The sequence below is a fragment of the Streptomyces sp. NPDC093591 genome, from assembly GCF_044764885.1.
Taxonomy (GTDB): Bacteria; Actinomycetota; Actinomycetes; order Streptomycetales; family Streptomycetaceae; genus Streptomyces.
The window spans coordinates 1-26363 of the sequence record NZ_JBIWIY010000021.1; the positions used below are offsets into that span (position 1 = coordinate 1).

Here is a 26363-nt window from a genome sequence, read left to right on the forward strand (position 1 = left end):
GCCCCGCGTCGCGTTGGGTTGTTTGGGTTGGGTTTTTTTTTCCCATCTCGCGGCCCCCGGCCGGGCCCCAAAAACCCCCGGCGGGGGGGGGGGGGGGGGCGCCCCCCCCCCCCCCTTCCGCGTGTTACAGGCTTTCGTTGAGGAGGCGGGCCGCTCGACCGATCGAGGCCGGCATGAGGTGGCGGTAGATCTTGAACGTCATGTTGATGTCCCTGTGCCCATCCACTCGGCGACGTCTGTGATGGGTATCCCCTTGGCCAGGCAGTTGGATGCGAAGAAGTGCCGCAAGGAGTAGGCGGTCAGCCTCCTCGCAATGCCTGCCCTCTTCTTCGCCACGCCCCAGTGGTAATCGAGGGCCGTGTGCGCCCAGTACGCGGACCGCTGGGTTCGGAGGAAGTATCCGTTGATGTCTGTGCCATGTTTCCTTTCGTATCGCAGGAGCGATTCACGGACGGTCCAGGGCATGGGGGTCTCGCGGAACTCCCCGGGCTTGCGATGCTTGAGCGGGGCTCGCTGGCGGGTCTCTCCCTCGATCTGTTCAGTGATGCGGTAGACGTCGTCCGCGACCATCCGCTCCCGATTGGCGGCGTAAGCCTCCCCGTTTCGGTGGCCGCAGCCGTGCATGAGGTCGATGACGACGCAGAGCTCGTCGCTGCCGGCAGCCTTGATTGCACGCCACAGGGCGCCGCTGCCGGGCCCGTAGCGGGAGTGCGCCGCGACAGCGGTTCGGTGAGCGTTAATCCCTTGCCTGACCGGGGCCGGTCCTGCTGAACTGCGCAGGTCCGTCGTCACGCACAGAGGAGCAGCCATGCGCACTGCGTTCATGTCCCCCCAGGAAGGAACGACCCCCTCATCGAAGGACATGACGCTTCGTGCAGTTGCTCAACCTCGGGATCCTCGCCCATGTCGACGCCGGTAAGACCAGCCTGACCGAACGCCTGCTGCACACGGCAGGTGTGATCGACGAGATCGGCAGCGTCGACGCGGGGAACACGCAGACCGATTCCCTCGCGCTGGAGCGGCAGCGCGGCATCACCATCAAGTCCGCCGTCGTCTCCTTCGCGCTGGACGACGTGACGGTCAACCTCATCGACACCCCCGGCCACCCGGACTTCATCGCCGAGGTGGAGCGGGTGCTCGGCGTCCTCGACGGCGCCGTGCTGGTCGTCTCGGCCGTCGAAGGCGTCCAGCCGCAGACCCGCGTCCTGATGCGCACACTGCAACGGCTGCGCATTCCCACCCTCGTCTTCGTCAACAAGATCGACCGGCGGGGTGCGCGCTACGACGCCGTCCTGCGGGCCGTCTCGGAACGGCTGACGGCCGCCGTCGTACCCATGGGGACGGCCACCGCACTCGGAACGCGGGACGCGCACTTCCTGCCCGGACTCGGGCCGTCCGCGCTCGACGTCCTCGCCGACCTCGACGACGACCTGCTCACCGCGTACGTCGAGGACGCGGTCTCCCACGACCGTCTTTACGCCGCCCTCGTCGACCGGACCCGGCAGGCCCTCGTCCATCCGGTGTACTTCGGCTCCGCCGTCACCGGCGCCGGCGTCGACGCGCTGATCGACGGCATCAGGGAACTGCTGCCCGCCGCCGGCGGTGACCCCGACGGACCGGTCTCGGGGACCGTCTTCAAGGTGGAGCGGGGCCCGGCGGGGGAGAAGGTCGCGTACGCGCGGATGTTCTCAGGCACCCTGCGCACCCGTGACCGCATCCGCTTCGGCGCGACCCGCGAATCGAGCGACACCGGCGACCTCGGCGACACCCGCACCGAGGGCCGGATCACCGCGATCAGCGTCTTCGACCAGGGCACGGACGTCCGGAGCGACCTGGTGGCAGCGGGACGGATCGCCAAGCTCTGGGGTCTGACCGACATCAGGACCGGCGACGCCCTCGGCGAACCCCGCAAGTCGCACGGGCACTTCTTCGCCCCGCCCACCCTCGAAACCGTCGTCGTCCCGGGCCACGGAACGGACCGGCGTGCCCTGCACCGCGCACTCACCCGGCTCGCCGAACAGGACCCGCTGATCGACCTGCGCCACGACGAGGTGCGCCAGGAGATCTTCGTCTCCCTCTACGGCGAGGTGCAGAAGGAGGTCATCCAGGCCACGCTCGCCGACGAGTTCGGCCTCGACGTCACCTTCCGCGAGACGACACCGCTGTGCGTCGAGCGGCCGGTCGGCTCGGGCGCGGCGGTCGAGTTCAACAAGAAGGACGGCAACCCGTTCCTCGCGACGATCGGCCTGCGTGTCGACCCCGCGCCCGTCGGATCCGGCGTGGCCTTCCGGCTGGAGGTGGAGCTCGGCTCCATGCCGTACGCCTTCTTCAAGGCCGTCGAGGACACCGCCCGCGAGACCCTCGGCCAAGGCCTGCACGGCTGGCAGGTCCCCGACTGCACGGTCACCATGACCCACTGCGGCTACTCGCCCCGGCAGAGCCACGCCCACCAGGGTTTCGACAAGAGCATGTCCAGCACCGGCTACGACTTCCGCGGCCTGACCCCGCTGGTCCTGACGGAGGCCCTGCGCCGGGCGGGCACCCAGGTGCACGAGCCGATGCACCGCTTCCGCATCCAGGCCCCGACCGACACCCTGGCCGCCCTGCTGCCGGTGCTGACCAGGCTGCGCGCGGTGCCGCAGACCACGCAGACCCGCGACGCCTTCTGCGTGCTGGAGGGATCGGTGCCCGCCGCCCATGTGCACGAGCTGGAGCAGCAGTTGCCGGGGCTGACGCGCGGCGAGGGCGAGCTGGAGAGCGTCTTCGACCACTACGCCCCAGCGGCTCGGGACACGGTCCCGGAGCGCCGGCGCACCGACCTCAACCCGCTGAACCGGAAGGAGTACCTGTTGAACCTGACGCGCAGGGTCGGCAGCTGAAAGGTCGGTGGGAGGGCGCGGGACGGCCTTCGTGCGGATGGCGGGTGGTTCGTGAGGTACTCGATCTGTCCGGATAGGGACGAGACCGGCGTGATGGCCGAGACGGAACTTACTCCAGAGTCAGGGGTGTTGACTGTGTCCTGAAATCACCGGACTGTAGTGGACATGCCCAATATCCGGACGCGTCTGCTCGTTGTCCTGGTCGTCCTCTTCGGATCCCTGACGGTGGCGGGCCCCACTCCCGCCACCGCCGCCACCCTCCCCGACTCCCTCTGGTTCGACGAAACGCCCCTCACCGTCCAGAACGGCCGCTTCACCGACGGAAACGGCCGCGAGGTGGTACTGCGCGGCTACAACGTCTCCGGCGAGACCAAGCTGGCCGAGAACAAGGGCCTGCCCTTCGCCTCGGTCGCCGACGCCAAGAAGTCCGCCACCGCGCTTCGCGCCCTCGGCGGCGGCAACTCGATCCGCTTCCTGCTGTCCTGGGCCTACGCCGAACCCGTACGCGGCCAGGTCGACACCACGTACCTGGCCGCCGCCACCGCCCAGATGCGCGCCTTCCTCGACGCGGGCATCCGCGTCTACCCCGACTTCCACCAGGACCTCTACTCCCGCCACCTGTTCGATCCGGACAGCTGGTACACGGGCGACGGCGCCCCCAAGTGGGCCGTCGACCTGGGGAACTACCCGGACGAGAACTGCGGGATCTGCCTGTTCTGGGGCCAGAACATCACCCAGAACGAGGCCGTGAAGCAGGCGTCTTACGACTTCTGGCACAACGAGTACGGCCTCCAGGACGCCTTCCTGGCCACCGCCCAGAAGACGATGACGTACGTCAAACAGAACGTCTCCGCCGCCGAGTTCGCGGGTGTCGTCGGCTTCGACCCGTACAACGAGCCGCACGCGGGCACCTACGACTCCGGCCAGACCAGCCGCACCTGGGAACGCGACGTCCTGTGGCCGTTCTACGAGAAGTTCCGGTCCCGCATGGACGCGGCCGGCTGGCAGGACAAGCCGCTGTTCGCCGAGCCGAACCTCTTCTGGAACGCCAACATCGACTTCCAGAAGCAGGAGGGCGGGCTGCTGGACGCGGGCACGCTCGGGCCGCGGTACGTCTTCAACACCCACTTCTACGACCAGAAGGCCATCTCGGGGGTCTTCATGTGGGGCAAGGCGGCCGACGGCCAGTACGCCGGTGATTTCGGCACCGTCCGCGACCGCGCCTCGGCCGCGAAGACGCCCGCGATCGTCAGCGAGTTCGGCCACCCGCTGGCCGGGTCGGTCTCCGACAAGGCGCCGACCGTCCTCAAGGCGATGTACCAGGCCCTCGACTCCCGCGTCCCGGGGGCGAGTTGGTGGTCGAACCCGGCCGGCTCGGGCCCGGTGCTCTCCGGTTCGCAGTGGCAGTGGGACATCTACAACGGACGCCACCACGAGCTGATGAACGACAACCCCGACAAGGTCCTCACCGCCGGTGACGCCTGGAACGACGAGGACCTGTCCGCCGTACGCCTCGACGACTCGGGCAAGCCGGTGCTGCGGCAGGACGCCCGGCTGCTGGACCGCCTCTACCCGAGCGCCACGTCAGGTACGACGGTCGCCTTCACCTACGAGGACCGCTCGCGGGACGGCGACACGACCCTGACCTGGAACCCGGTGCCCAGCTCGCTGCCGAACGTGGCACAGCTGGTGGGGTCGGGACAGTACGGGCTGCTGGTGTGGCGCTCCAACAGCGGCACGGCACCGACCGAACTGCACCTCCCGGCCGGCTTCCCGACCGGGTCCACCACCGTGGTCTCCGACCTGGGCACGGCGTACGCGCCGCCGTCGTACACCTCGACGACCCCGATCGGCGTGGCCGCGGAACCGGGCGGCACGGGCAGCCGCCGCCTGCTCCTCACCGACTCGGACTCCGGCGCCCTGCACTACGCGCTGGTGACGAACGGGGCGAGCAGTCCCTCGACAGCCCTGCTGAACGCCGCCCGGGCCGAGCTCTCCGCGTGGGCCGCGCGGACCGTCGGATAGGAGCCGTACAGCCAACGCCGCTTGACCCTCCCCTTACGTCAGGCCGCACTCTGTAGCCCGACGAAAGGGCAGGTGAATGAGCTACTCCGTGGGACAGGTCTCGGCCTTCGCCGGGGTGACCGTGCGCACGCTGCACCACTACGACCGGGCGGGACTGCTCTCGCCCAGTGGCCGCAGCGGCGCCGGTTACCGGCTGTACGGCGAGGCCGACCTGGCCCGACTCCAGCAGATCCTCTTCTACCGCGAACTGGGCTTCTCCCTCGACGAGATCGCCGAGATCCTCGCCGACCCGCAGGCGAACGCCCTGGAGCATCTCCGGGCCCGGCTGGGGCAGTTGAGCGAGGAGATCGGCCGGCTCCAGCGGCTGGCCGAGGTCGCCGAGCAGGCCATCGAGGTCCAGCGGACGGGCGTGGAGCTGACCCCCGCCGAACGCTTCGAAGTCTTCGGCGAGATCGGCTTCGACCTGAGCTACGCCACCGAGGCACAGCTCAAGTGGCAGGACTCGGCGGGGCAGCGCGAGTCGATGGCGCGCGCCGCCGCACACACCAAGGAGGACTGGCGGCAGCTCATGGGCGAGGCCGCCGCCTGGCGCGCGGAACTCCTCGCGGCCTTCGACGACGGGGAGCCCGTCGACGGCGAGCGCGCCATGGACCTCGCCGAGGAGCACCGGCTGCACATAGCCCGCTGGTTCACCACCTGCCCGCCCGACATGCACCGGCGCATCGCGGACGACTTCGCCGCCGACCCGCGCGCCTTCGCGCTCGTCGTACCGCCGTCGCAGCAGCGGCCGGGCCTTGCCGCCTACCTCTGCAAGGCCGTCCACGCGAACGCGGCCCGCCGGGCGGACCGTGAGGAGGACAGATGAGGATCCTGATCGCCGCCGCCGGATCACGCGGCGACGTCGCGCCGTACACCGGGCTGGGGGCAGGCCTGCGCGAGGCCGGGCACGACGTCACCCTTGCCACGACCGACGCCTTCGCGCCGCAGGCAGGGGAGGCGGGCCTGGAATTCAGGAGTCTGCCCACCCGCCCGCCATCCCCGGGCGCAGTGGATAACCGACGCGAACTGATGCGCACCGCGGCCGCGTTCGTCACCGAGCTCGGCCGGGGATTCGCCGACGCGGTGGACCGGGGCACGGACCTGCTCCTGCTGTCGGCCACCACCGCACCGCTCGGCTGGCACCTGGCCGAGGCCACGGGCATCCCGACGATCGGCGCCTACCTCCAACCCACGGCCCCGACCGGCGACTTCCCACCCACCGTCATGGGAACCCGCTCCCTGGGCCGCCTCGGCAACCGCACCGCCGGACGCTTCGCGCTGCGCATGGCCGACCGCGTCTACGCGGAGGCCGTCACCGATTTGCGCCGCCGCCTCGACCTGCCCGCGCTCCGCGCCCGCGGGATGCGCCGACGGCAGGAGCGGGCGAACTGGCGCCTCCTGCACGGCTTCAGCACGGCGCTGGTGCCGCGTCCGTCCGACTGGCGCGCGGGACTCGACGTCGTCGGTACCTGGTGGCCGTACGTCGGCCCGGAGCGCCGACTGCCCGCGGATCTGGAGGACTTCCTCGCGGCCGGGCCGCGCCCGGTCTTCATCGGCTTCGGCAGCATGGCGGGCGGCCACGGTGAGCGGCTGAGCGAGATCGCCGTCGAGGCGCTACGCCGTGTCGGGCTGCGCGGGATCCTCCAGGAGGGCAGCGCCGGACTCGCGGCCGACGGCGACGACGTCCTGACGATCGGCGACGTACCGCACGAGCTGCTGTTCCCCAGGGTGGCCGCGGCCGTCCATCACGCCGGGGCGGGCACCGCGGCGGCGGCTCTGCGCGCCGGGGTCCCCGCTGTCGCCGTGCCGGTGACGGCGGACCAGCCGTTCTGGGCCGGGCGGCTGGCCGCGATCGGGGCGGCCACGGACCCGATCCCCTTCGCCTCCCTCACCGCCGAACGGCTCGCCGACGCGCTCGGTCGGGCCGTACGGCAGCAGACGTACACCCGGGCCGCCTCGGTCGCCGCGCGGCACATGGCGACCGAGGACGGGGTGGGTGCGGTGCTCAAGGCCCTGGGCTGACCAAGGCTTTGGCCCTGGGCTGATCAGCCGGCCGGCGGGCTGGTCCAGTCGGCCGGTACATGGGCCAGCCGGACCCGCTGCGGGTGGTCGCCGACCGGGACGGACACCTGCTTCCTGCCGGTGGCGAAGTCGATGGCCGTGACCTGGTCGGTGCCGCTCTCGGAGACCACGCAGGACTTGCCGTCACCGCTGACCGTGGCCCAGTAGGGCTTGGAGGCGGTGACGAGCGGGCCCTCCTGAAGGGTGGTGCGGTTGACGACGGTCGCGTAGTCGTCCATCGTGCCCGCGACGCACAGTTTGCTGCCGTCGGGGCTCATCGAAAGGCCGTGGTGGCGCGAGTCGTTGACGAAGGTGGTGCGGTCGTCGCTGGTCGCCGGGTTCTTCGGCAGGGTCTTGGTGCGGGTGATCTTCTCGGTGGCCAGGTCGTACTCGAAGAAGCCGTTGAAGAACGACACCTGGAAGTACAGTTTCGACTCGTCCGGTGAGAGCACCGCCGGCCGGACCGCGTCGGAGTGGTCCGTCAGGCCGATCGCGTCCAGGGCCGGACGCATGTCGATGACCTTGACCTGCTGGTACGTGGTCGCGTCGACGACGGTGATGCGCCGGTCGCCCTTCGTCCAGTCCAGCCACGGGGCGTCGGTCTGCGTGTTCACGTCGCCGATCGCCATGTTGTAGATGTACTTGCCGTCCCGGGTGAAGATGTTCTCGTGCGGCTTGTCGCCGGTGGCGAACTTGCCCAGCTCCTTACCGGAGACGATGTCCAGCACATGCACGGTGTTGGAGGTCGAGGCCGACACCGCGACCCGCTTGCCGTCGGGGGAGACGGCCATGTGGTCGGCGCGGTAACCGGACACGGCAAAGCGCCAGTTGATGTCACCGGTGGCCAGGTCGATGGAGACCACGTCGGCGAAGCTCGGCCGGGAGACGACCATCGACGTGCCGTCCGGCGTGGAGTACATGTCGTCGACGAACTGGTCGTGGCCCTCGCCGACGCTGTTGCGGATCGCCATGAAGTAGATCCACTTGATCGGATCGGCGTTGATCTCCGCCATCCGCGCGTCCTTGTCGGGGATGACGTCGATACGGCCGATCTTCGCGAAGTCACCGGAGGACTTGATGACATCGGCGGTGCCGTCCCAGTTGTTGCCGACGAACAGCACCTCACGCAGGGCGGCGGCGGACGAGTCGGCCGTGGCGGTGGTCGCGGGGGCGGTCACGGTCAGGGCGAGGGCGGCGGCTACGGAGCACAGGTGCCTGGGTCTGATGGCAGGCATGACTGCTCTCTTCCTCTGAGGTGGGCGTCAGGAGTGGGGCATACCGAGAACGGGGGTGAAGCCGGAGCACGGAGAATCTGAACACAGGTGCTTTCAGAATCAACTTACTGAAAAGTAAGGAGGGGGTGCCCTTCTCCACAAGACTGCGTACACGACAAAATTGGCCGTCGGGTCGGCGAGGCGGTGGGAGGACAGCGTGGCGGGCAGGCTCAAGGCGCCCACCGGTCGCTACGGCGGCAAGTCGGCCGAGGAGCGACAGGCCGAGCGGCGGCGCCGCTTCCTCGACGCCGCGCTCCAGCTGTTCGGCGACAGCCCCGGCTACCGGGGCACGACGGTCGCGGCGCTGAGCGAGGCCGCGGGCCTGTCGACGCGTCAGTTCTACGAGGAGTTCCGCACGCTGGAGGACGTCCTGGCGGCCCTGCACCTCCAGGTCAACGCGTGGGCGGAGGAGGCCGTCCTGGCCGCGGTGGCCGGAGCGGAGAACCTTCCGCTCGCCGAGCGCGCCACCGAGATCTTCCGCGCGTACGCCGCGAACGTCACCTCCGACCCGCGCCGCATCCGCATCACCTTCGTCGAGATCATCGGCGTCAGCCCTCGCCTGGAGGAGCAGCGCCTCGCCCGTCGCGCCGGCTGGGTCGACCTCGTCTGCGCCGAGGCGGCGTCCGCCGTCACCCGCGGCGAGGCGGTGCCCCGCGACTACCGGCTCGCCGCGACCGCGTTCATCGGCAGCGTCAACGGGCTGCTGCACGACTGGAGCGCGGGCTGGGTGGACGCGACCCTCGACGAGGTCGTCGACGAACTCGTCCGCCTCCTCCTCGGCATCCTCCAGCCGGCCGACCCGCGGCATGCGGGGCCCTGACGCAGGGTGCCGGCACCGTCGGGGTGTGCTCCGGCGTGGCTGGCCCGCCCGCTCGAACGCGCTCAGCCCTGGAGGCGGTTCACCGCATCGAGGACCGGGGCCACGCCGTCCTCGGCGCCCAGTCGGTCGGCCAGGGCCCGGGCGCGACGGCCGTAGGACGGATCACCGGTCAGCTGCCGCAGGGCGACTGCCAGCGTCTCGGCCGTCAAGTTCCGCAGCGGCACGGCGCGGGGCGCCACGCCGAGCGCGACCAGGCGAGCGGCCCAGAAGCCCTCGTCGAACTGAACCGGTACCGGAACGGCCGGCACCCCGGCGCGCAGCCCGGCGCCGGTCGTGCCCGCGCCGCAGTGGTGGACCACGGCGGCCATCCGCGGGAACAGCGCGGAGTGCGGCACCTCGCCGATGGTCAGTACGTCGTCCCCGGCGGCCTCGAGGCCACCCCAGCCCCGCTGGATCACCCCGCGCAGCCCGGCCCCCCGCAGGGCGCCCACGACCTCGGCACTCAGCCGTTCCGGATCCGGGACGGTCGCGCTGCCCAGGCCCACGAAGACCGGCGGCGGACCCGCGTCCAGGAAGTCCCGCAGCTCGGGCGGGAGTCGGTCCTCACCGTCGTACGGCCACCAGTAACCCGCCACCTCCAGGTCCGGACCCCAGTCGCGCGGCCGGGGCACCACCAGGGGGCTGAAACCGTGGAGCACGCGGCCCGCTCGGGTACCGCGCGCCCTGCCGGGCGAGAGCCCCAGACGTGCCCGTACGTCCGGTACGGCCGCCGAGAAGACCCGCTCGATGGCCAGGTTCACGCCGTGCCCGGCGACCCGGTTCCCGAGGGCACCCCAGGAGTGGCCCCCGAGCATCGGCGGACCGAACTCCCGGGTGGGGGCGAGCGGTTGCAGAGGGAGGTCGATGCAGGGCAGTGACAGGCCCTCGGCGATGGCCTGCCCCAGCGGTGCGGTGGAACCCGCCAGGAGCAGGAGGTCACTGGCCCGGGCGGCGGCCAGCATGTCGTCCGTCATCCGGCCGGCCAGGGTCCGCGCCATCCCCACCACGCGCACCAGTTTGCCGACGCCGGTCGCACTGCGATGCAGCCTGCGGCCGCGCGCCGACTCCAACTCCGCCCGTGGATCCAGCGGCATCGGATGGAAGCGCACGCCCGACCCGGCGACCAGCCGCTCGAAGCAGCCGTGCGTGACCAGGGTGACCTCGTGTCCGGCCCGGGACAGGGCGTGTCCGAGTCCGGTGTAGGGGGCCACATCGCCCCGGGAGCCCGCCGTCATGATGGCTACGCGCACGTCGGCCAGTATGGCGGCGTCCCGCTCGCAGAGCGAAGAGCGCGTGGGCGACGGGGACTTCACGTCCGTCCCATCCGTTGACTTCGCCGTCTCGCGGCTTCTCCGTCAACGTCTCCCTCGTCAAGGGCAGCACCAACACGATCTCCTTCTCCGGCGCGCCGACCCTCGACGGCATCGTCGTAAGGCCGCTGCCGGGCAAGAACGGGAGCCTCGTGACCGGCACCCAGTCCGGCCGTTGCGTCGACATCAACGACAACACCATCGCCAACGGCACCGACGCCCAGCTGTGGGACTGCACCGGCGGCCAGAACCAGGTCTGGCAGTACAACAGCACCCGCAAGGAACTGGTGGTGTACGGCAACAAGTGCCTCGACGCCTACGACCGCGGCACCACCAACGGCACCCGGGTCGTCATCTGGGACTGCAACGGCCAGAACAACCAGAAGTGGAACCTCAACAGCGACGGCACCCTCACCAACGTCAACGCCGGTCTCTGCCTGGACGCGTACGGCGCTGCCACGGCCAACGGCACGAAGCTGGTGCTCTGGTCCTGCAACGGCCAGAGCAACCAGAAGTGGACGGTGTCGTAGCGCCGGCCTAGGCGAGGCACACGACGAGGACACCGAGAGCCAGGGCGCAGGTCAGCAGCCAGCCGGCCAGCAGACGGCGCCGCAGGTCGCGGTATCTCGCCTCGTACTCGGCCCGCAGCCTTCCGGCACGCACCGCCGTGTGCTGCCAGGAGGCGCGGGCGAGTACGAGGTATTCCGCCTCGAACCGCCGCTCCACCTCGCTTCGCTGACGATCTGTCAGCCACTGCAGCGGGGCGCTGAATCGTGCGGCGGCCGTACGGCCTTCCTCGCGGGTCGCGGCGAGCAGCAGATGCCCCTCGATGTCGTTCAGGAATTCGTCCGTGATGCTCACAGTGCCGTCAACTCCTTCTCCGGTGCGGGAGCGTGCCGCAGGTCGAACGCCGGGGACTCGGACCGAATGCGGGGCAACGTCAGGAAGTTGTGGCGCGGGGGAGGGCAGGAAGTCGCCCATTCCAATGAGCGGCCGTATCCCCACGGGTCGTCCGTCCCGACCTTCTCGCCGTACTTCGCGGTCTTCCAGACGTTGTAGAAGAACGGCAGGAGCGACGCGCCGAGCACGAACGAGAAGACCGTCGACAGGGTGTTGAGCGTCGTGAGTCCTTCCACCGCCAGATAGTCGGGAATCCGGCGCTGCATGCCGTTCACGCCCAGCCAGTGCTGCACCAGGAAGGTGCCGTGGAAGCCGATGAACAGCGTCCAGAAGGTCATCTTGCCGAGGCGCTCGTCGAGCATCCTGCCGGTGAACTTCGGCCACCAGAAGTGGAAGCCGGAGAACATCGCGAACACCACCGTGCCGAAGATGACGTAGTGGAAGTGCGCCACGACGAAATAGGTGTCGGACGTCGGGAAGTCCAGTGGGGGTGAGGCGAGCATGACGCCGGTCAGACCGCCGAATACGAAGGTGACCAGGAATCCCAGGGCCCAGAGCATGGGTGTTTCAAAGCTCAGGGAACCGTTCCACATGGTGCCGATCCAGTTGAAGAACTTCACGCCGGTGGGGACGGCGATGAGGAACGTCATGAAGGAGAAGAACGGCAACAGCACACCGCCGGTGACGTACATGTGGTGTGCCCACACCGTCACGGACAGACCCGCGATCGCGATGGTCGCCGCGATCAGACCCATGTAGCCGAACATCGGCTTGCGGGAGAAGACCGGGATGACCTCGGAGATGATGCCGAAGAACGGCAGCGCGATGATGTACACCTCTGGATGGCCGAAGAACCAGAAGAGGTGTTGCCACAGCAGCGCCCCGCCGTTGGCAGCGTCGAAGACGTGGGCGCCGAACTTGCGGTCCGCCTCCAGCGCGAACAGCGCGGCCGCCAGGACCGGGAAGGCCAGCAGGACCAGCACCGCGGTCAGCAGCACGTTCCACACGAAGATCGGCATGCGGAACATGGTCATGCCGGGCGCGCGCATGCAGATGATCGTGGTGATGAAGTTGACCGAGCCGAGGATGGTGCCGAAGCCGGAGAAGGCCAGACCCATGATCCACATGTCGGCGCCGATGCCCGGGCTGCGGACCGCGTCCGACAGCGGGGCGTAGGCGAACCAGCCGAAGTCGGCCGCGCCCTGCGGGGTGAGGAAGCCGCCCACCGCGATGAGCGAGCCGAACAGGTACAGCCAGTAGGCGAACATGTTCAGCCGGGGGAAGGCCACGTCCGGCGCGCCGATCTGCAGCGGCATGATCCAGTTCGCGAAGCCGGCGAACAGCGGCGTCGCGAACATCAGCAGCATGATCGTGCCGTGCATCGTGAACGCCTGGTTGAACTGCTCGTTCGACATGATCTGCAGACCAGGCCGGGCGAGCTCGGCGCGCATGAAGAGCGCCATCACGCCACCGACGCAGAAGAACGCGAACGACGTGACCAGATAGAGCGTTCCGATTGTTTTGTGATCGGTGGTCGTCAGCCACTTGAGGTGCCTCATGCCCCGCCTGTGTCCGCGCCCCGCCCGGCCGTCACACTTCAGGGACGCGACGAGAATCACGGAAACGGCTGTGACGATCCCCAGGGTGCCGGACACGAACGGAACATGAGCAACGACGACAACTTCGCCGCTGCCTATCGCGAGCACTACTGGGCGGTCAGCCGCTATGTCGCGCGGCGACTGGACGGGCGTACGAGCGACGTCGAGGAAGTGGTGGCGGAGGTGTTCACCGTCGCCTGGCGCCGCCGGGCCGACCTCCCGCCGTCCCCGCTGCCCTGGCTGTACGGCGTGGCACGCAACTGCCTGGCCAACGCGGTACGCGGCCAGGGGCGCAGACGGCGGCTGGTCGACCGGCTGGGCAACGACGACGCGGCACACGGGCGGCACATCGAGGCGGGCCCGGACGCGGAGGCCCCCGGCGCCTGGGTGCACGACGCGCTCGCCCGGCTCTCCCCGGCCGACCAGGAGGTGCTGCGACTGACGGCATGGGAGGAACTCGGCATCGACGAGGTCGCCGTCGCCCTCGGCTGCGGCACGAGGGCCGCGTCGATGCGACTGCACCGGGCCCGGCGCCGACTGAGAGCAGAGATCGACCGTATGTGCCCGCCGACCGCGTCCAAGGAACGAAGCCATGGCTGACGAACTCGAACTGCTGCGCCGCGCCAACCCGGTACCCGTCGACGGTCCCCACTTCGGCGACGGCCCCCTCGACCATCACGCCGAGCGGCGGCTCGACCGGCTGATGCGGGAGCGGATCGCCTCCCGTCGCCCGCGGTTGGTCTGGGGCCTGGCGGCCGCGGCCGTCGTCGCCGCCCTCGTGTCGGCTCTGCTGTTCACCGGCCAGACGACCGCCCCGGCCATCGCCGCACCCCGCCCGCTGCTGGTGCAGGCCGACTCCACTCCCGTATCCCTCAAAACCCTGGCAGAGCGGGCACGGGCGGCCGCGGCCGACGGTTCGCCGAAGCTCCGCAAGGGCACGCACGTGCAGTCGTGGAGCATGGGCATGAGCGAGGACGAGCCGCCGATCACGCTTCCCGAGGAGCGCATCGTGCGCTGGAAGGCCGACGACAGCCACACGGAACTCGTCGTGGCGACCGACCCGCGGCACCCGGGCCGGCCGGTGCTGGGCGGCGACGGGGAACTCGTCGAGGACGGCCACGTCCTCAGCAGGCGGACGTATCCGCCCAGTTGGAGCGACGCCCCGCCCGAGTCCCGGCCGCCGCACGACGCCGCACGGCTGCACGACTACCTCGAGGAAGCGGAACGCGCCTACCTGTCGGACCACAGCGCGCCGCTGAACACCTCCGAGCTCCTCGACGCCACGAAGATCCTGCTGGACCACTGGACCCTAGGCGCCCGCGAGTCCGCCGCGCTGGCCCGGCTGCTCGCGGACGCCGAGGGCCTGCGGCCCGCGGGGCAGGTGACGGACCGGCTCGGGCGGCGCGGACAGGCGTACGTGTACGACCGGTCCGACACCCGCGAGATGCTGATCATGGACCCGGCCACCGGTGCCGTACTCGGGCTGGAGACCACCTTCACGCAGACCGAACCGGAGTACGGCGTCAAGGCCGGCGACGTGATGTCGTACAGCGCCTGGATGCGCTGACCGGGAGTGTCACACCCCTTGCGGGCGGCGGTCCCTCGAGGGAAGCGGTGCGCGGGTCTCAGCCCGGCCAGGTGCCCGTCAGGCGGCGGGTGGCGGTGGCGCCCGCGCGGTCCACGGCGGCCTTGACGCCCGCGAAGATGGCGCCCTGGAGGGTCGCGGCCGTGAGGATCTCCTGCCAGGTGCGCTCCTCGTCGGTGGCGTCCGGGGCGTCCTGCTCGTGGCCGAGCATCTTCCAGGTCTGCTTGAAGGCCGCGCCGGCCAGCATGCCGCTGACGGCGCCGAGCGCGAGGCCCACGGGCTTGTACGCGATCTTGGAGGTCTTCATCGCTGGGCTCCCGCATGGCGACGGCGTGCCAGCAGGACGGCACCGCCCACAGCCGCCGTCCCGGCCAGCAGCGCGCCGCGATGCTGCCGGGCGGTGCGCAGGCCGCGGTCGGCCCGCTGCCGTATCGGCTCCGGTGTCCTGTCCTGCACCATGTGGCCGGCCCGGGTCGCGGTGTCCCGGACGCGGTGCGCGGCCCGGTCGGCCGTGTCCTGTACCGGAGGCGGCACCTTCTCCCGGACGCGCCGGGCGACCTCGGCGGTCGCATGGCCGACCTGCTCCCTGGCCTCGTGGGCCTTGTCCTGGGCCCGGGACTTCATGTCGGCCCGGGTGGCGAGTTCCTCCACGGTCCGGCCCAGTTCCTCGCGGGTCTGCTCGATCTGCTCGCGCAGTTCGTCGGGGCCCTTGCCGCCGGAACCGGACGTCGCATCGCTGGTCATCGCTGTGCCCTTTCCTTGATCTCCGCCACGTCGGCCCTGATGCTGCCGACGGTCCGCTCGGGGGTGGGCGGGGTGGCCTCGCGGAACTTCGCCCTGCCGACGGCCGCCATCAGCGCGGCGACGACGAGCAGGCCCCCGGTGATGATCAGCCCGGCGGCCCACACCGGCAGCGGCACGGCCAGGGCCGCGATCGCGGTGGCGACCATCGCCTGCAGGGCGAGGAAGCCGACCAGTCCGGCGCCGCCGAACATGCCGCCGCCCATGCCGAGGCGCTTGCCCTTCTGCGTCATCTCCGTCTGTGCCAGCCGCATCTCGGCCCGGACCAGGTCGCTCAGCTCCTGGGTGGCCTCCTGGACCAGTTCGCCGACCGAGGCGTCGGAGCGGGAGCGGTACCGCGGGTGCGTGGCGGTCATGAGGGTCACCTTCTCCCTGCGTTGCGTTCGCGGATGGGACTGTGGCGCCGGGTACCCGGGCGTCGGCCCGACGTACCGCGGTTCGCGGTCATGGACCGCGCAGGCGTCGCCGGTCCTGTTCGTCCCACGTACGGGTGTCGCGTGGCGGTGTGTAGGGCTCCTCCTCGGGCGGGTGACCGCCGGCGATCGCGCGCTGCCGTACGGCCTCCGCGTCGAACTCCAGGCCGAGCAGGATGGCCAGGTTGCCGACCCACAGCCAGACCAGGAAGACGATCACGCCCGCCATGGTGCCGTAGGTCTTGTTGTACGAGGCGAAGTTGGCGACGTAGAACGCGAAGCCCGCGGAGGCGATCATCCAGATCAGCAGGGCGAGGAAGCTGCCCGGAGTGATCCACCGGAAGCCGCGCACCCTGGCGTTGGGAGCCGCCCAGTACAGGATGGCGATCATGGTGGTCACCAGAACGGCCAGGAGGGGCCACTTGGCGATGGACCAGACCGTCAGGGCCGTGTCGCCGATGCCCAGCGTGGAGCCGACCTGGCGGGCCAGGGCGCCGGTGAAGACGACGATCAGGGCGCTGATCACGGCCAGCACCATGAGGGAGACGGTCAGCGCGAGCCGGATCGGGAGGATCTTCCACACCGGACGTCCCTCGGGCATGTCGTAGACCGCGTTCGCGGTGCGGATGAAGGCCGCGACATAACCGGAGGCCGACCACACCGCCAGGACCAGGCCGACGATCGCCATGAGGGAGCCGAGACCGCCGTTGCCCTGCAACTGCTCGACCGCCCGGGTGAGGATGTCCCGCGCCGAGCCGGGTGCGAGCTGGTTGATGTTCTCCAGTACCGCGTCGGTGGCGGACCGGCCGGCCAGCCCGAGCACGGACACCAGCACCAGCAGGGCCGGGAAGAGCGACAGCACGCTGTAGTAGGTCAGGGCCGCCGCGCGGTCCGTCAGCTCGTCGTCCTTGAACTCCCGTAGGGTGCCCTTCATCGCCGCCTTCCACGACCGGCCGGGCAGCTCGGTCGGGGTGTCGGGCGCCTCCCGCTCCACCTCGGGATCGGGCCCGAAGCGCTCCTGGGAGGTCTCGGCGCCGGCCGCGCCCTGTTCTGCCCGGTCGGGGGCCGGTGGGGGAGACGGACTGTGTCGTGCCCGGTGATCCTTGTGCCTGGATTTGAGAAGTCGAGTCATGGTCCCCCGGGTAACCCGGACCCGCTCAGCTCAAGCGCCGCCACGCGAGTGCGTCCCGAGCGCCGATCCACCGGCCGACCAGCGCGGGAGAAAACCCCGAGACGGCTCCGGCACCCCCTGTTACCGTCGCTGCCATGAAGGTCATCAGGCACACCGACACGACAGTCGCGCGAGCGCCCCGCTCGACGGCTGCCGACGCCTGATCCCACCCCTCCCGGCGGCCGGAAACGGACCGCCGGTGTGCGCTTCCTGCTTCCCTGGTCGCACCCCTTCCGCGGCTCTTTCCGGTCCCCACGACCGAAGGAACCGCCATGAACACCGACCGGATCGTCCGCACCTTCACCGACTACTTCCGCGAGCGCGGACACGAGCCCGTCACCGGCGGCACCCTCCTGCCGCCGCCTGGCGACCCCGTGCTGTTCACCACCTCGGGCATGCACCCGCTCACGCCCTACCTCGAAGGACGCCCCCATCCACAGGGCCGGCGCCTGACCAGCGTCCAGCGCTGTCTGCGCACCACCGACCTCGACGAGGTCGGCGACCGCACCCACCTGACGGTCTTCGAGATGCTCGGCTCCTGGTCGCTGGGCGACTACGGCCATGCGCAGAGCCTGCGTTGGGGTTACGAACTGCTGCGCGACGGCTTCGGCATCCCGCCCGGGCGCATGTACGTCACCGTCTTCGGCGGCGACCACGAGGTCGGCCCCGACACCGAATCGCTGGACACCTGGCGGGAGTTGGGCCTGCCCGTGGAGCCGACCCGGGACGAGAACTGGTGGTCCCACGATCCCGTCGGCCTGTGCGGTCCCGACTCGGAGATCTTCGTATGGACCGGTGGCCCCGGCATCCCGCCCCAGGGCACCCCCACCACCGACCCGCGATGGGTCGAGGTCTGGAACCATGTCAGCATGCGCTACCGCCGCCACGACGACGGCGGCCTCCAGCCCCTCCAACGGCCCAGTATCGACACGGGGATGGGACTGGAGCGACTCGTGACGGTCCTGCAGGGCCACAACTGCGTCTACGACAGCGACCTGTTCGAACCCTGGAGGCGGCTCCTGCCGCCGCTGTGGAACCTGGACGAGACGTCGACCCGCCTGGTCTGCGACCACCTGCGCTCCGGCATCGTCGTCATCGGCGACGGCGTACGGCCCTCCCACACCGGTCGCGGCTACGTCCTGCGCCGCCTGATCCGTCGCGTCCTCACCACCCTCTGGCGCGACGACCCCTCACGCACGCTGTCCGACCTGCCCGGCGAACTCCCGCGGCACACACTGGACCACTTCCGCCAACCCCTCGGCACCGGACCGGTGCGTGAGGTGCTGCTCGACGAGGAACGGCGGTTCGGCAGGCTCCTGGAGCGCGGGCGTCGGGTGCTGGGCCGACCGGAGTTCCACGGCCCGTTGAGCGAGGAGGACTACCACTACCTCCACGACACCCACGGACTGCCCCGCGAACTCGTCACCACGCTCCGCACTCCGTAGGGGCCGGGGAGCGCGGCGAAGAAGGTCCAGGCCGGTCACGAGCCGGCCTGGGCCTCGCACGCTCCCTTCCTACTCGTCCCAGGCCTCGATCAGGATCTGCCGGGAGATCTTGCCGTCGCGCAGCGTGATCATCGACTCGGACAGGACGCGCACCCCGTCCGCGTACTCACAGGACTCGCTGTAGGCCGCGCGGTCACCCTGGATCACGCATCCCTCCAGCTTGTGCGTCATGTCGCGGCTGTAGACGTCGTTGAGCATGTCGGCGATCTCGCCGCGGCCGTGCAGCACCTTGGGGTGGCTGGGCTGGGCGTTGCGGTTCACGACGCGCAGCTCCGCGTCGTCCGCGTACAGCGACAGAAGCGTCTCCGGGGTCTGTCCCTCGATGCCCCGGCGCAGGGTTTCGGTGTCGAACGACGGGCTGGTGGCGGTGCCCATGGTGACCTCCTCCGAGGCCCGTGGCAGGACGAGAATGCGGACCGCGAGGGCCTCTCCTCCGAGACTCCTCCGCCCCGCCGGACTCGGCAAGCGCAGCCGTGGCGGTGCGCCTGACGGGTGAGCGGCGCCGGGCGGCCGTGTCCGGCGGCGGCCCGTCGCGTTGCAGAAGACATGATCTCAACACGACGTATCGTCGCCGCCGTTGGTCTGGCCGCCGGAATCACCGGACTCACCGTGCCGATGGCGAACGCGGCCGACGTGAACGCCCCCAAGGCGACCGCCCCCAAGGCCGGCTCGCTGAACCCGGTCGCCACGCTCGACTCGCTCGCCACGACCGGCATCCCCGAGGAGCACAAGCACCGGGTCCCGCGGGTCACCCAGCACCTGGGCCACCTCAACCACCTCAACGGCCTGAAGCAGCTCCCTTAGGTCACCGACCCACGGCAAGGGCCGCCCGGCACGCGCCGGGCGGCCCTTCTCGAGCGCCGAGAGTGACGCGCCGACTACCCGGTGCCGTCCAGGAAGTGGAAGCCCGGCCTCGGGTGCATCAGGAAGTCGTGGTGGGAGATGTTCCAGGCGTAGGCCCCCGCCAGCGAGAACGCCACCCGGTCCCCGGCCCTGAGCCCGGGCGCGGGCACCTGGCGGGCCAGCAGGTCCTTCGGCGTGCACAGCTGGCCGGCGAGGGTCACCTCCTCGCCGTCGGCGACCGGACGCGGCCAGGGGTGCGGCCAGGCGTCCACCGGCAGCACGGAACAGGGCTGGTCGTGGCCCTTCGTCGCGGGGGTCCGCAGATGATGTGTGCCGCCCCGCACGACGCCGAACTCCTCGCCGTGGCTGTGCTTCACATCCAGCACCTCGGTGGCGTACCAGCCGCAGTACGCCGTCAGCGCCCGGCCCGGCTCGATACGCAGGGTCAGCTCAGGGTGCGCCTCGCTCAGCCGGGCGAGCCCCTTGCCGTACGCGGCCCAGTCGAACCGGCGCTCAGGGGCGGCGTAGTCGACGTGCATGCCGCCGCCCACGTTCACCTCGGCGAGCGGCACGCCGAGGCCTCTCGCCCAGGCCACGATCGACTCGGCCACCGCCACCTGCTCGGCCGCCTCCAGGCCGCTGGCCAAGTGGGCGTGGATGCCGCGCAGTTCGAGGTGCGGATACGTCCCGTCGGTGAGGGCGCGTACGGCCTCGCCGGCCTGGGCGGGGTCCATCCCGAACGGTGTCGGGCGCCCGCCCATGGCCAGTGAGCTGCCCGCCAACGACCCGTCCGCCACCGGAAGGTTGACCCGGGGCAGCGCCGCGACCCGCCGGCCCGGCGCATACGTCCGGGCCGACTCGGCCAGCATGCGCAGCTCGTACGCGCTCTCGACATGGAATCGCTCGACTCCCGTCTCCAGCGCCGCCCTCACCTCGTCCGGAGTCTTGCCGGGGCCGCCGAAGGCGAGCGGGCGGCCCGGCACCGCGCCCGCGACATGGGCGAGTTCGCCGCCCGAGGAGACCTCGTAGCCGTCGACGTACGGACCGAGCGCGGCGAGGATCTCCGGCTCCGGGTTGGCCTTGGCCGCGTAGTACATCTCCACCCGCTCGGGCAGGGCGTCCCGTACGGCGGCGGCGTGCGCGCGCAGGGCCGCCAAGTCGTAGACATAGGCGGGCAGTTCATCGGACGGCAGGGACAGGACGCGGTCGCGGACCGCGGGCGTGGGCTCGGTCATCGGGCGCCACTCCCGTTCCGGTCGCGCAGGATGGCCTCGGCGAGGGGGGACGGCAGCCGGACGTATCCGGCCTCGCGGTCGGCCTTGCGCTCCCAGCGGGTGAGCAGGTTGGCCTTGGCGGGCAGCGGTACCCCGGCGAGCAGGGCGGCGAGCCTTGGCGGGCAGCCGTCCCGGTCGGCGTACGTACGGAGCGTTTCGCGTACCCGCGCCCACAGCGCGGCCTCCGCCTCGGGGTGCAGGTCGGCGAGCGCGGCGAGCAACTCGGCGATGTGGTTGACCAGCAGGCAGTAGACGACCCGGTCCCAGCCGCGCTGCGCGTCGTACGTCATCGGAGCCGCGACCTCGGGCGGCAGCGCGGCGAGGGTGTTCTCGTGGTGGTCGGGGACGAGCTTGGTGCCCTCCAGGTCGCGGAAGAGGACCTGGGCGGGCATGCCGTCGCCGTCGACGCAGATCAGGACGTTCTGCAGGTGCGGCTCCAGGACCAGGCCGTGGTCGAAGTAGGCGGACATGACCGGCGGGACGAGCAGGTTCAGGTACGCCGACCACCACTCGAGGGCGGTGCGGGAGTCCGCGCCCCGAAGGAGGCGGGAGATGTGGGCGGCGCCGGTCGGGTACTCGTCGGCCACCGCGGCCGCCAGCAGGGGAGTGGTGCCCGGCACGAGGCGCTGCGGCAGGCCCTCGCGGACGATGACGCCGAAGCCCTCGAACAGCGCGCGGTCCGGTGTGCCGTCCGGGCCGGGGAGGGCGAGCGTACGGTAGGCGGGCTCGCGGAGCACCGCGCTGCCCGGGAATCGCTCGGCCAGGTCGGCGAGTGCCGGGGCCAGGACGCGGGTGAGGGCGACGGCGCCCGACAGCTCGTACGTACTGTTCTTGCGCAGGCAGTTGGTGATCCGCACGTTCAGGCTGAACTTCAGGAACGTCTCGCCGTCGTACAGGGTGCGGACCGATGCGGTCGCGGCGAAGGGCTGTCCGCCCGGGCCGAGGTCGAGGAGGTCGCCGCGGTCGAGGGCCGCGCGCAGCAACGGGTGTTCGCGGAGCGTCTCGTACTGCCAGGGATGGGCGGGCAGCAGACGGTAGCCGTCGGGGACGTCCGTGCGCTGCCGGTCCAGCGCGGCGACGTCCGACGCCTCGACGTACTCCTCGGCGATGAGGCCGGCGCGCACGGCGAGGTGCCGCAGCGGGAAGGCCGCCCCGACCTCCGGGGCGTACGCCGACCAGGCGCGCGGGTCGCCGGTGCGGGCCTTCGGCGTGGGGTGGAAGCGGTGTCCGAACACGAGGGACTGCTCGGAGGCGAGGTAGGCGGGGAGAGGGGCGAGCCGGTCGGCCGGGGGCGCTGCCGCTCGCCGGTCGGCCAGCGCGCTCGCCACGGCCTCGTGGCTGGAGGCGATCTGCTCCAGGAACTCCTCGTTGCGCACCCCTGTCCGCAGCGACAGCTCGTCGTGCGTGTACTCGGCCAGACGCCGCCAGTCCACCTCCGTCCAGTCGCCGTCGAGCTGTTCGCACACCGGGCCGGTGAAGCGGTGTGCCCCGAGGAGTGAGGACCGGCGCAGGGAAACGCGCAGGAGGACCCCGCGGCGGGGCAGGCGCAGCAGCAGGTTGCCGTCGGTGACGACCGTCTGGTGTTCGGGGCCGGACACCTCGCGCAGCAGGCAGTTGAGCAGGGTGTGGGCCACCGCTTCGTCGGCGGTGGGGAGTTCGGTGACGGGGAGTTCGGCCGTGGAGAGTTCGGTGGTGACGAGTTCGGTGGTGGGGAGCGAGGCGGTGAGGGAGGGCATCAGCGGCTCCGGCGGGTGCGGTGGTTCAGTGTGGGGAGGAGGGTGGCGACGACGGTGAGGGCGGCAGCGGCGCCGCCGGTCAGCACGGGGGCGGTCGGTCCGAAGCGGGCGCTGCCCACGGCCGCGGCCACACCGGCGGCGACCGCGCCGGCCTTGGAGAAGAACTCCAGCGACCCGAACATCCCGCCCGGCGCACGGCCCCTGGCGCAGTCGGCGGCCAGCACCGACAGGCACACCAGGCCGAGGGTGAGCCCCGCGCCCAGCAGCAGACGTACGGCGATCAGCGTGGTCAGGGACCCGGCGACGCCGTGTCCGGCGAGCCCGAGCGCGATACAGGCGAAGCCGAGCGAGATCCCGGCCCGCGGCCGGTCGTGGAACGCGGCGTGCACCGCCAGCGCCGCCACCAGATAGACCAGGTGGGGCAGGGCGAACAGCACACCGGACAGCACCGGCGAGGTCCCCGGCAGTCGGTCGTCGACCAGCGCGATCAGATAGGGGAAGGAGATGACGGTGGAGAACACGAACGCGAACTCCAGCGCGTACAGCGCCCGGAGCGAGACCACCGAAGGCGTGTCGTCGGCCGTCTCGGGCTCGGCCCGACGCCGCTCGACGCGCTCGGGTTCGGGCAGCGCCGCGAGCAACAGGGCCGCCGTGAGCGGCAGTACGGCGAGCAGGGCGTACTGCCGGTGCGGGGAGAGCCAGCCGGACAGCGAGCCGACCACGATCGGCGCGACCACCAGCGCGGCCCGGGCGCTGCCCTGCATCAGGGTGAGCGCCTTGGACAGCGCCGGGCCCTCCAGGGCGGCGCCCAGATAGCCGTTGGACGCGGCGAACGTGCCGCCCAGGATGCCCTGGAGGACCAGCGCCACCGTGAAGGTGGCCAGCGAGTCCGCCCAGCCCGCGAGCAGGAAGGACACGGCGAGCCCCAACTGGGCGCGCAGCAGCAGCCGCCTGCGGCCGAACCGGTCCGCGAGCCGCCCCCACAGCGGGGCGCCGAGCGCACCGAACACGGTCGGCACGATGTAGAGCACCCCCGCCCAACGGGCACCGTGGTCCCCCAGCTCCGGCAGGATCTCGGTGAGATACGGCGGCAGGCCGAGCGCCGCGAACGACGCCACGAAGTAGCAGCCGGCCACCGCGTGCACATGCCCGCGTCCGAACCCGGTGCGGGGCACGCGCAGTGCCTGCACGGTCATGCCGGACCACCGCCGCAACCGGCGCCGGGCAGAAGGTAGTTGGGGCCGGTCGTGTAGTGCTTGTTGATGTCGGCGGCCCCCGAACGCTCCTTGGACAGCAGGGTCCCGGCCGTCACCATCGCCTTCACCGGCAGCCGCGGCGCGTCCAGCACACGGGCCCGCAGGATGGCCCCGGCGTCGCCGCCGAGCCGGTCGACCGCCTCCGTCAGCCGGTCACGGACGAGCCCCAGCAGGGCCCGGCGGTGCTCGGTGAGCCCGAACGCGTAGGACCCCGCGCACAGATGGACCGTGATGGTGGCGAACACGTCGGCCACCGGCCCGTCGTCCGCAGCGAAGATCCGCGCGTCGTCGAAGCCCCACGGCCCGGGGAGCACGGCGGCCAGCCGCTCGGTGTTGATGCGCGGCCCGTCGTTGTCCTTGAACAGCAGCCGCAGACTCCCCGGCCGCAGCACCACCGAGATGTTCTGCTGGTGCGACTCCAGCGCGATGCCGTACCCGAACAGCGTGGTCTGCCAGTCGAACAGCAGCGTCAGGAGGGCGTCCAGCAGGGCGAGCGGATCGCCGCCGTAGAAGCGGTCGGCGAGGTGGCCGACGACCGGCCGCCCGTCGGGCGCCTCGGCGAGCAGGGCCGCCAGCGGTACGACCACCGAGTCGTCGAGCCCGGCCGGGTAGCGACGGCACAGGACCGCCAGCAGCTCGTGACCGGCGTGCGCGTGCGTCGTCTCGTCGGCGTGCAGGATCGTCGCCCGGAAGCGGGGCTCCCGGGCGATCACCGCTTCCAGCAGCCGCTGCCCCGCGGCCCCGTCGACCAGCGTGCCGGGCTTGACGGTGCGCTTGTTGCGCAGGCCCAACGTCGCGGTCGCCAGGGGGAGTTTGAGGTGCAGGGCGGGGTCGGCGCCCGTGGCGACGGTGCGCATCGACAGGGTCGGTACGACGTCCAGGTGGGTGCGGTCGGCGAGCACCGCGCCGTCCGGGAGACCGGCGGCCGACAGGGCGTCGACGGTCAACGGATGGACGGGCAGGGCCACATGGGTGTCGCGCACCTCGGGCAGACCGAGCGTCTCGGGCGTGGGCCAGAGCTGCGGAAGCGTACCGGTCGAGGTGACCGACTCCCGGGGCACGGCGAGCCACCGCAGCGCGAAACGCGGATGGAACTCCGGGGCGTACGCGCGCAGTTGCTCCTCCGTGAGCCCGGAGCGGCCGCGCGCGGTCGGATAGACGGGATGGTCGAGGCGGGCGGCGAGGGTCTCGTACGCCAGAGAGCCGTCGAGCCCGGTCCGGTCCCCGAGCTTCTCCATGACCTCCGTCCGGGTCGCGGCGTGCAGCCGCATCGTGGCCAGCGTCTGCCGGCACTCCTCGGCGAAGGCGTCGAATCCGCCCCGGTCCTCCGGCTCAGCCAGCCCACGCAGCGCGCTCAGCACGGTGTCGTACGACGTCAGCTCGGCGCCGTCCGACTCGCGCACAAGGAGCGGCAGCCGGGCGGCGTACTCGCACTGGTAGCCGTCCTCGGCGACGGGCAGCAACAGGGCGTCGTGGCTTCCGTCGTCGTTTCCGGCGGCCAGCCGTATCCAGGGGCCGTCCGGGCGCCGCGTCAGCGTGCCCTTCGTGCGCAGCCCGACCACGTCCTCGCGCAGCAGGGCGCTGAGCACCCGCGTGAGCAGCTCCGCCTCGCAGGTGTCCGTCAGGGGCGGTGCGCTCACGGCTGGATCTCCCAGCGCCGCTCGGCCAGGAAGTCGGCGACCACCCGGTCCACGCTCGGCTGGTCGGTGCCGGTGGCCCGCAGGACGCCGAGGTAGTCGCGGTTGGTGCCGTACAGCTCGTGCTTCTCGCCCACCGCGCGCAGCGGACGGTACGTCAGATGCACGCCGTCGACGTCGAGATCGGTGGCCGCGGGGGCGCCGACCAGGGTGCCGGCGCGGTCGGCGCACGGGTACTCCAGACGGGCGGCGCCGTCGCGGCGGGCGCCCAGGCCGGCCGGGAGGGGCTCGCCCAGGTGGGTGCGCAGGATGTGCTCGAAGAGCGGGATCTCCAGCAGCCGGGCGAGCAGCAGATCGCACTGGTCACCGATGGCCCGGTAGTTGACCTCGATGATCCGCGCCCGCCCGTCGTGCACCACGAACTCGGTGTGGCAGGCACCGAACCCGACGCCCAGCGCGTCCAGTTGCGCCAGGACCTGCGCGACGACCGGCTCGGGATGGGCGGGGACGAAGGTGAGGCGTTCCTCGATGAAGTACGGCGGCGGCGACAGCTCGGTGTGGAAGCCGCCCAGGACGTGGCGGACGCGCCCGTCGCCGAGGGTCTCCAGAGTGAACAGGTCGCCGGGGAGGTACTCCTCGACGACCAGGACGGCACCCGGGCGGCGCTCCAGGATCTCCTTGGTGCGCGTCACCAGTTCTTCGGGACCGTCGACGAGGACGACGTCCTCGCTGGCCACGCCCTCACGCGGCTTGACCACACACGGGTACGGCGCGTCGCCGGGCGCGACCGGTTCGGTCAGCTCGGCCGACCACACGGTGTCCACGCCGGCCGCGGCGAGCCGGCGGCGCATCTCGGCCTTGTCCTTGCAGCGCAGGGTGGCCCGCCAGTCCTTGCCGGGCAGGCCGAAGTAGGCGGCGGCCAGGGCGGCCTGGGTCTGGAGGTGGTCGCTGTTGGTGAAGACCGCGTCGGGGCGGTGATGCGTCGAGATCCGGGTGATCACGGCCCGGAAGTCACGGACGTCGCACTGAAGGATCTCGACGTCCGGGTAGACGCGGCGGTGGGCGTCCGGCTGGTCGGTGAGGACGGTGACGTCCAGGCCGAGCCGGGCCGCGGCGGGCAGGAAGCCCTCGGTGACGGAGTCGGTCGGATTGAGCGCGAGCAGGTACAGGCGCATGGCAGAGGTACAACTTCCGCTA

24 protein-coding genes and 1 pseudogene are annotated in these 26363 nt (G+C 71.2%); 10 read left to right on the plus strand and 15 right to left on the minus strand.

What is annotated here, in order from left to right; translation table 11 throughout:
- Positions 1-198: 198 nt before the first annotated feature.
- Positions 199-792 carry a tyrosine-type recombinase/integrase gene (locus tag ACIREI_RS37005; protein ID WP_403342664.1) on the minus strand — a complete coding sequence of 198 codons (594 nt, stop codon included), beginning with the start codon at positions 790-792 and terminating at the stop codon, positions 199-201.
- An 80-nt stretch (positions 793-872) separates the two neighbouring features.
- On the opposite strand from ACIREI_RS37005, the gene ACIREI_RS37010 reads away from it, so the two are divergent.
- From ACIREI_RS37010 to ACIREI_RS37025, 4 genes are all read left to right on the plus strand, one after another.
- Positions 873-2879: a GTP-binding protein gene (locus ACIREI_RS37010; protein ID WP_403342666.1), complete on the plus strand. Its 2007-nt coding sequence runs from the start codon at positions 873-875 to the stop codon at positions 2877-2879.
- Positions 2880-3044: 165 nt separating this feature from the next.
- A complete protein-coding gene (locus tag ACIREI_RS37015) occupies positions 3045-4904 on the plus strand; it encodes a cellulase family glycosylhydrolase (RefSeq protein ID WP_403342668.1) in 1860 nt (619 codons plus the stop codon).
- A 76-nt stretch (positions 4905-4980) separates the two neighbouring features.
- The gene (locus ACIREI_RS37020; protein WP_403342671.1) at positions 4981-5769 is read left to right on the plus strand and encodes a MerR family transcriptional regulator; all 789 of its coding nucleotides are present in this window, start codon (positions 4981-4983) and stop codon (positions 5767-5769) included.
- Complete coding sequence (locus tag ACIREI_RS37025; RefSeq protein WP_403342674.1) at positions 5766-6965, plus strand: glycosyltransferase; 1200 nt, start codon at positions 5766-5768, stop codon at positions 6963-6965. Before ACIREI_RS37020 ends, ACIREI_RS37025 begins: the two co-directional genes overlap by 4 nt.
- Before the next feature lie 23 nt (positions 6966-6988).
- Here ACIREI_RS37025 and ACIREI_RS37030 read toward each other — a convergent pair whose 3' ends face one another.
- Entirely contained in the window at positions 6989-8239 is a 1251-nt protein-coding gene (locus tag ACIREI_RS37030) for a YncE family protein (protein ID WP_403342677.1), read from the minus strand.
- A gap of 196 nt (positions 8240-8435) precedes the next feature.
- Here ACIREI_RS37030 and ACIREI_RS37035 point away from each other — a divergent pair, with 196 nt between their 5' ends.
- Positions 8436-9098 (plus strand): TetR/AcrR family transcriptional regulator, encoded by a 663-nt coding sequence (locus tag ACIREI_RS37035; protein ID WP_403342679.1) that lies wholly within the window; start codon positions 8436-8438, stop codon positions 9096-9098.
- 62 nt (positions 9099-9160) lie between these two features.
- On the opposite strand, the gene ACIREI_RS37040 is transcribed toward ACIREI_RS37035, so the two are convergent.
- Entirely contained in the window at positions 9161-10372 is a 1212-nt protein-coding gene (locus tag ACIREI_RS37040) for a glycosyltransferase (protein WP_403343149.1), read from the minus strand.
- 83 nt (positions 10373-10455) lie between these two features.
- On the opposite strand from ACIREI_RS37040, the pseudogene ACIREI_RS37045 reads away from it, so the two are divergent.
- Positions 10456-10977 (plus strand): annotated as a pseudogene (locus tag ACIREI_RS37045) (RICIN domain-containing protein); the annotation flags it as partial.
- Between the two features lie 7 nt (positions 10978-10984).
- Here ACIREI_RS37045 and ACIREI_RS37050 read toward each other — a convergent pair.
- Together ACIREI_RS37050 and ctaD are read right to left on the minus strand one after the other, a co-directional pair.
- On the minus strand, positions 10985-11308 hold the full coding sequence (locus ACIREI_RS37050) for a hypothetical protein (protein ID WP_403342681.1): 324 nt from the start codon (positions 11306-11308) through the stop codon (positions 10985-10987).
- The gene (ctaD, locus tag ACIREI_RS37055) at positions 11305-12906 is read right to left on the minus strand and encodes a cytochrome c oxidase subunit I (protein WP_403342684.1); all 1602 of its coding nucleotides are present in this window, start codon (positions 12904-12906) and stop codon (positions 11305-11307) included. The genes ACIREI_RS37050 and ctaD overlap by 4 nt, the downstream gene beginning before the upstream one ends.
- 105 nt (positions 12907-13011) lie before the next feature.
- On the opposite strand from ctaD, the gene ACIREI_RS37060 reads away from it, so the two are divergent.
- Together ACIREI_RS37060 and ACIREI_RS37065 are read left to right on the plus strand one after the other, a co-directional pair.
- Positions 13012-13545: an RNA polymerase sigma factor gene (locus ACIREI_RS37060; protein ID WP_403342686.1), complete on the plus strand. Its 534-nt coding sequence runs from the start codon at positions 13012-13014 to the stop codon at positions 13543-13545.
- The gene (locus ACIREI_RS37065; RefSeq protein ID WP_403342689.1) at positions 13538-14512 is read left to right on the plus strand and encodes a CU044_5270 family protein; all 975 of its coding nucleotides are present in this window, start codon (positions 13538-13540) and stop codon (positions 14510-14512) included. Before ACIREI_RS37060 ends, ACIREI_RS37065 begins: the two co-directional genes overlap by 8 nt.
- A 58-nt stretch (positions 14513-14570) precedes the next feature.
- Here the strand turns inward: ACIREI_RS37065 and ACIREI_RS37070 are convergent, their stop codons facing one another.
- The 4 genes from ACIREI_RS37070 to ACIREI_RS37085 form a co-directional block, all read right to left on the minus strand.
- Positions 14571-14837 carry a DUF4235 domain-containing protein gene (locus ACIREI_RS37070; RefSeq protein WP_403342692.1) on the minus strand — a complete coding sequence of 89 codons (267 nt, stop codon included), beginning with the start codon at positions 14835-14837 and terminating at the stop codon, positions 14571-14573.
- Positions 14834-15274, minus strand: a complete 441-nt coding sequence (locus tag ACIREI_RS37075; protein WP_403342695.1) for a DUF3618 domain-containing protein — start codon at positions 15272-15274, stop codon at positions 14834-14836. The genes ACIREI_RS37070 and ACIREI_RS37075 overlap by 4 nt, the downstream gene beginning before the upstream one ends.
- Positions 15271-15687 (minus strand): phage holin family protein, encoded by a 417-nt coding sequence (locus ACIREI_RS37080; protein ID WP_403342697.1) that lies wholly within the window; start codon positions 15685-15687, stop codon positions 15271-15273. The genes ACIREI_RS37075 and ACIREI_RS37080 overlap by 4 nt, the downstream gene beginning before the upstream one ends.
- 88 nt (positions 15688-15775) lie before the next feature.
- The gene (locus tag ACIREI_RS37085) at positions 15776-16876 is read right to left on the minus strand and encodes a YihY/virulence factor BrkB family protein (RefSeq protein ID WP_403342700.1); all 1101 of its coding nucleotides are present in this window, start codon (positions 16874-16876) and stop codon (positions 15776-15778) included.
- A gap of 311 nt (positions 16877-17187) precedes the next feature.
- On the opposite strand from ACIREI_RS37085, the gene ACIREI_RS37090 reads away from it, so the two are divergent.
- Positions 17188-18360, plus strand: a complete 1173-nt coding sequence (locus ACIREI_RS37090; protein WP_403342701.1) for an alanine--tRNA ligase-related protein — start codon at positions 17188-17190, stop codon at positions 18358-18360.
- Between the two features lie 69 nt (positions 18361-18429).
- Here the strand turns inward: ACIREI_RS37090 and ACIREI_RS37095 are convergent, their stop codons facing one another.
- The gene (locus ACIREI_RS37095; protein WP_403342703.1) at positions 18430-18795 is read right to left on the minus strand and encodes a nuclear transport factor 2 family protein; all 366 of its coding nucleotides are present in this window, start codon (positions 18793-18795) and stop codon (positions 18430-18432) included.
- A gap of 171 nt (positions 18796-18966) precedes the next feature.
- On the opposite strand from ACIREI_RS37095, the gene ACIREI_RS37100 reads away from it, so the two are divergent.
- Entirely contained in the window at positions 18967-19224 is a 258-nt protein-coding gene (locus ACIREI_RS37100; protein ID WP_403342706.1) for a hypothetical protein, read from the plus strand.
- A 74-nt stretch (positions 19225-19298) separates the two neighbouring features.
- On the opposite strand, the gene ACIREI_RS37105 is transcribed toward ACIREI_RS37100, so the two are convergent.
- From ACIREI_RS37105 to ACIREI_RS37125, 5 genes are read right to left on the minus strand one after another with little or no spacing between them, the layout of a single operon-like run.
- The gene (locus tag ACIREI_RS37105; RefSeq protein WP_403342708.1) at positions 19299-20498 is read right to left on the minus strand and encodes a type III PLP-dependent enzyme; all 1200 of its coding nucleotides are present in this window, start codon (positions 20496-20498) and stop codon (positions 19299-19301) included.
- The gene (locus ACIREI_RS37110) at positions 20495-22273 is read right to left on the minus strand and encodes an IucA/IucC family protein (RefSeq protein WP_403342711.1); all 1779 of its coding nucleotides are present in this window, start codon (positions 22271-22273) and stop codon (positions 20495-20497) included. The genes ACIREI_RS37105 and ACIREI_RS37110 overlap by 4 nt, the downstream gene beginning before the upstream one ends.
- Positions 22273-23469, minus strand: coding sequence for an MFS transporter (locus ACIREI_RS37115; RefSeq protein ID WP_403342714.1), 1197 nt, complete (start codon positions 23467-23469; stop codon positions 22273-22275). The genes ACIREI_RS37110 and ACIREI_RS37115 overlap by 1 nt, the downstream gene beginning before the upstream one ends.
- Entirely contained in the window at positions 23466-25169 is a 1704-nt protein-coding gene (locus tag ACIREI_RS37120; RefSeq protein WP_403342716.1) for an IucA/IucC family protein, read from the minus strand. The genes ACIREI_RS37115 and ACIREI_RS37120 overlap by 4 nt, the downstream gene beginning before the upstream one ends.
- On the minus strand, positions 25166-26341 hold the full coding sequence (locus ACIREI_RS37125) for an acetyl-CoA carboxylase biotin carboxylase subunit family protein (RefSeq protein WP_403342719.1): 1176 nt from the start codon (positions 26339-26341) through the stop codon (positions 25166-25168). Before ACIREI_RS37125 ends, ACIREI_RS37120 begins: the two co-directional genes overlap by 4 nt.
- Positions 26342-26363 lie beyond the last annotated feature (22 nt).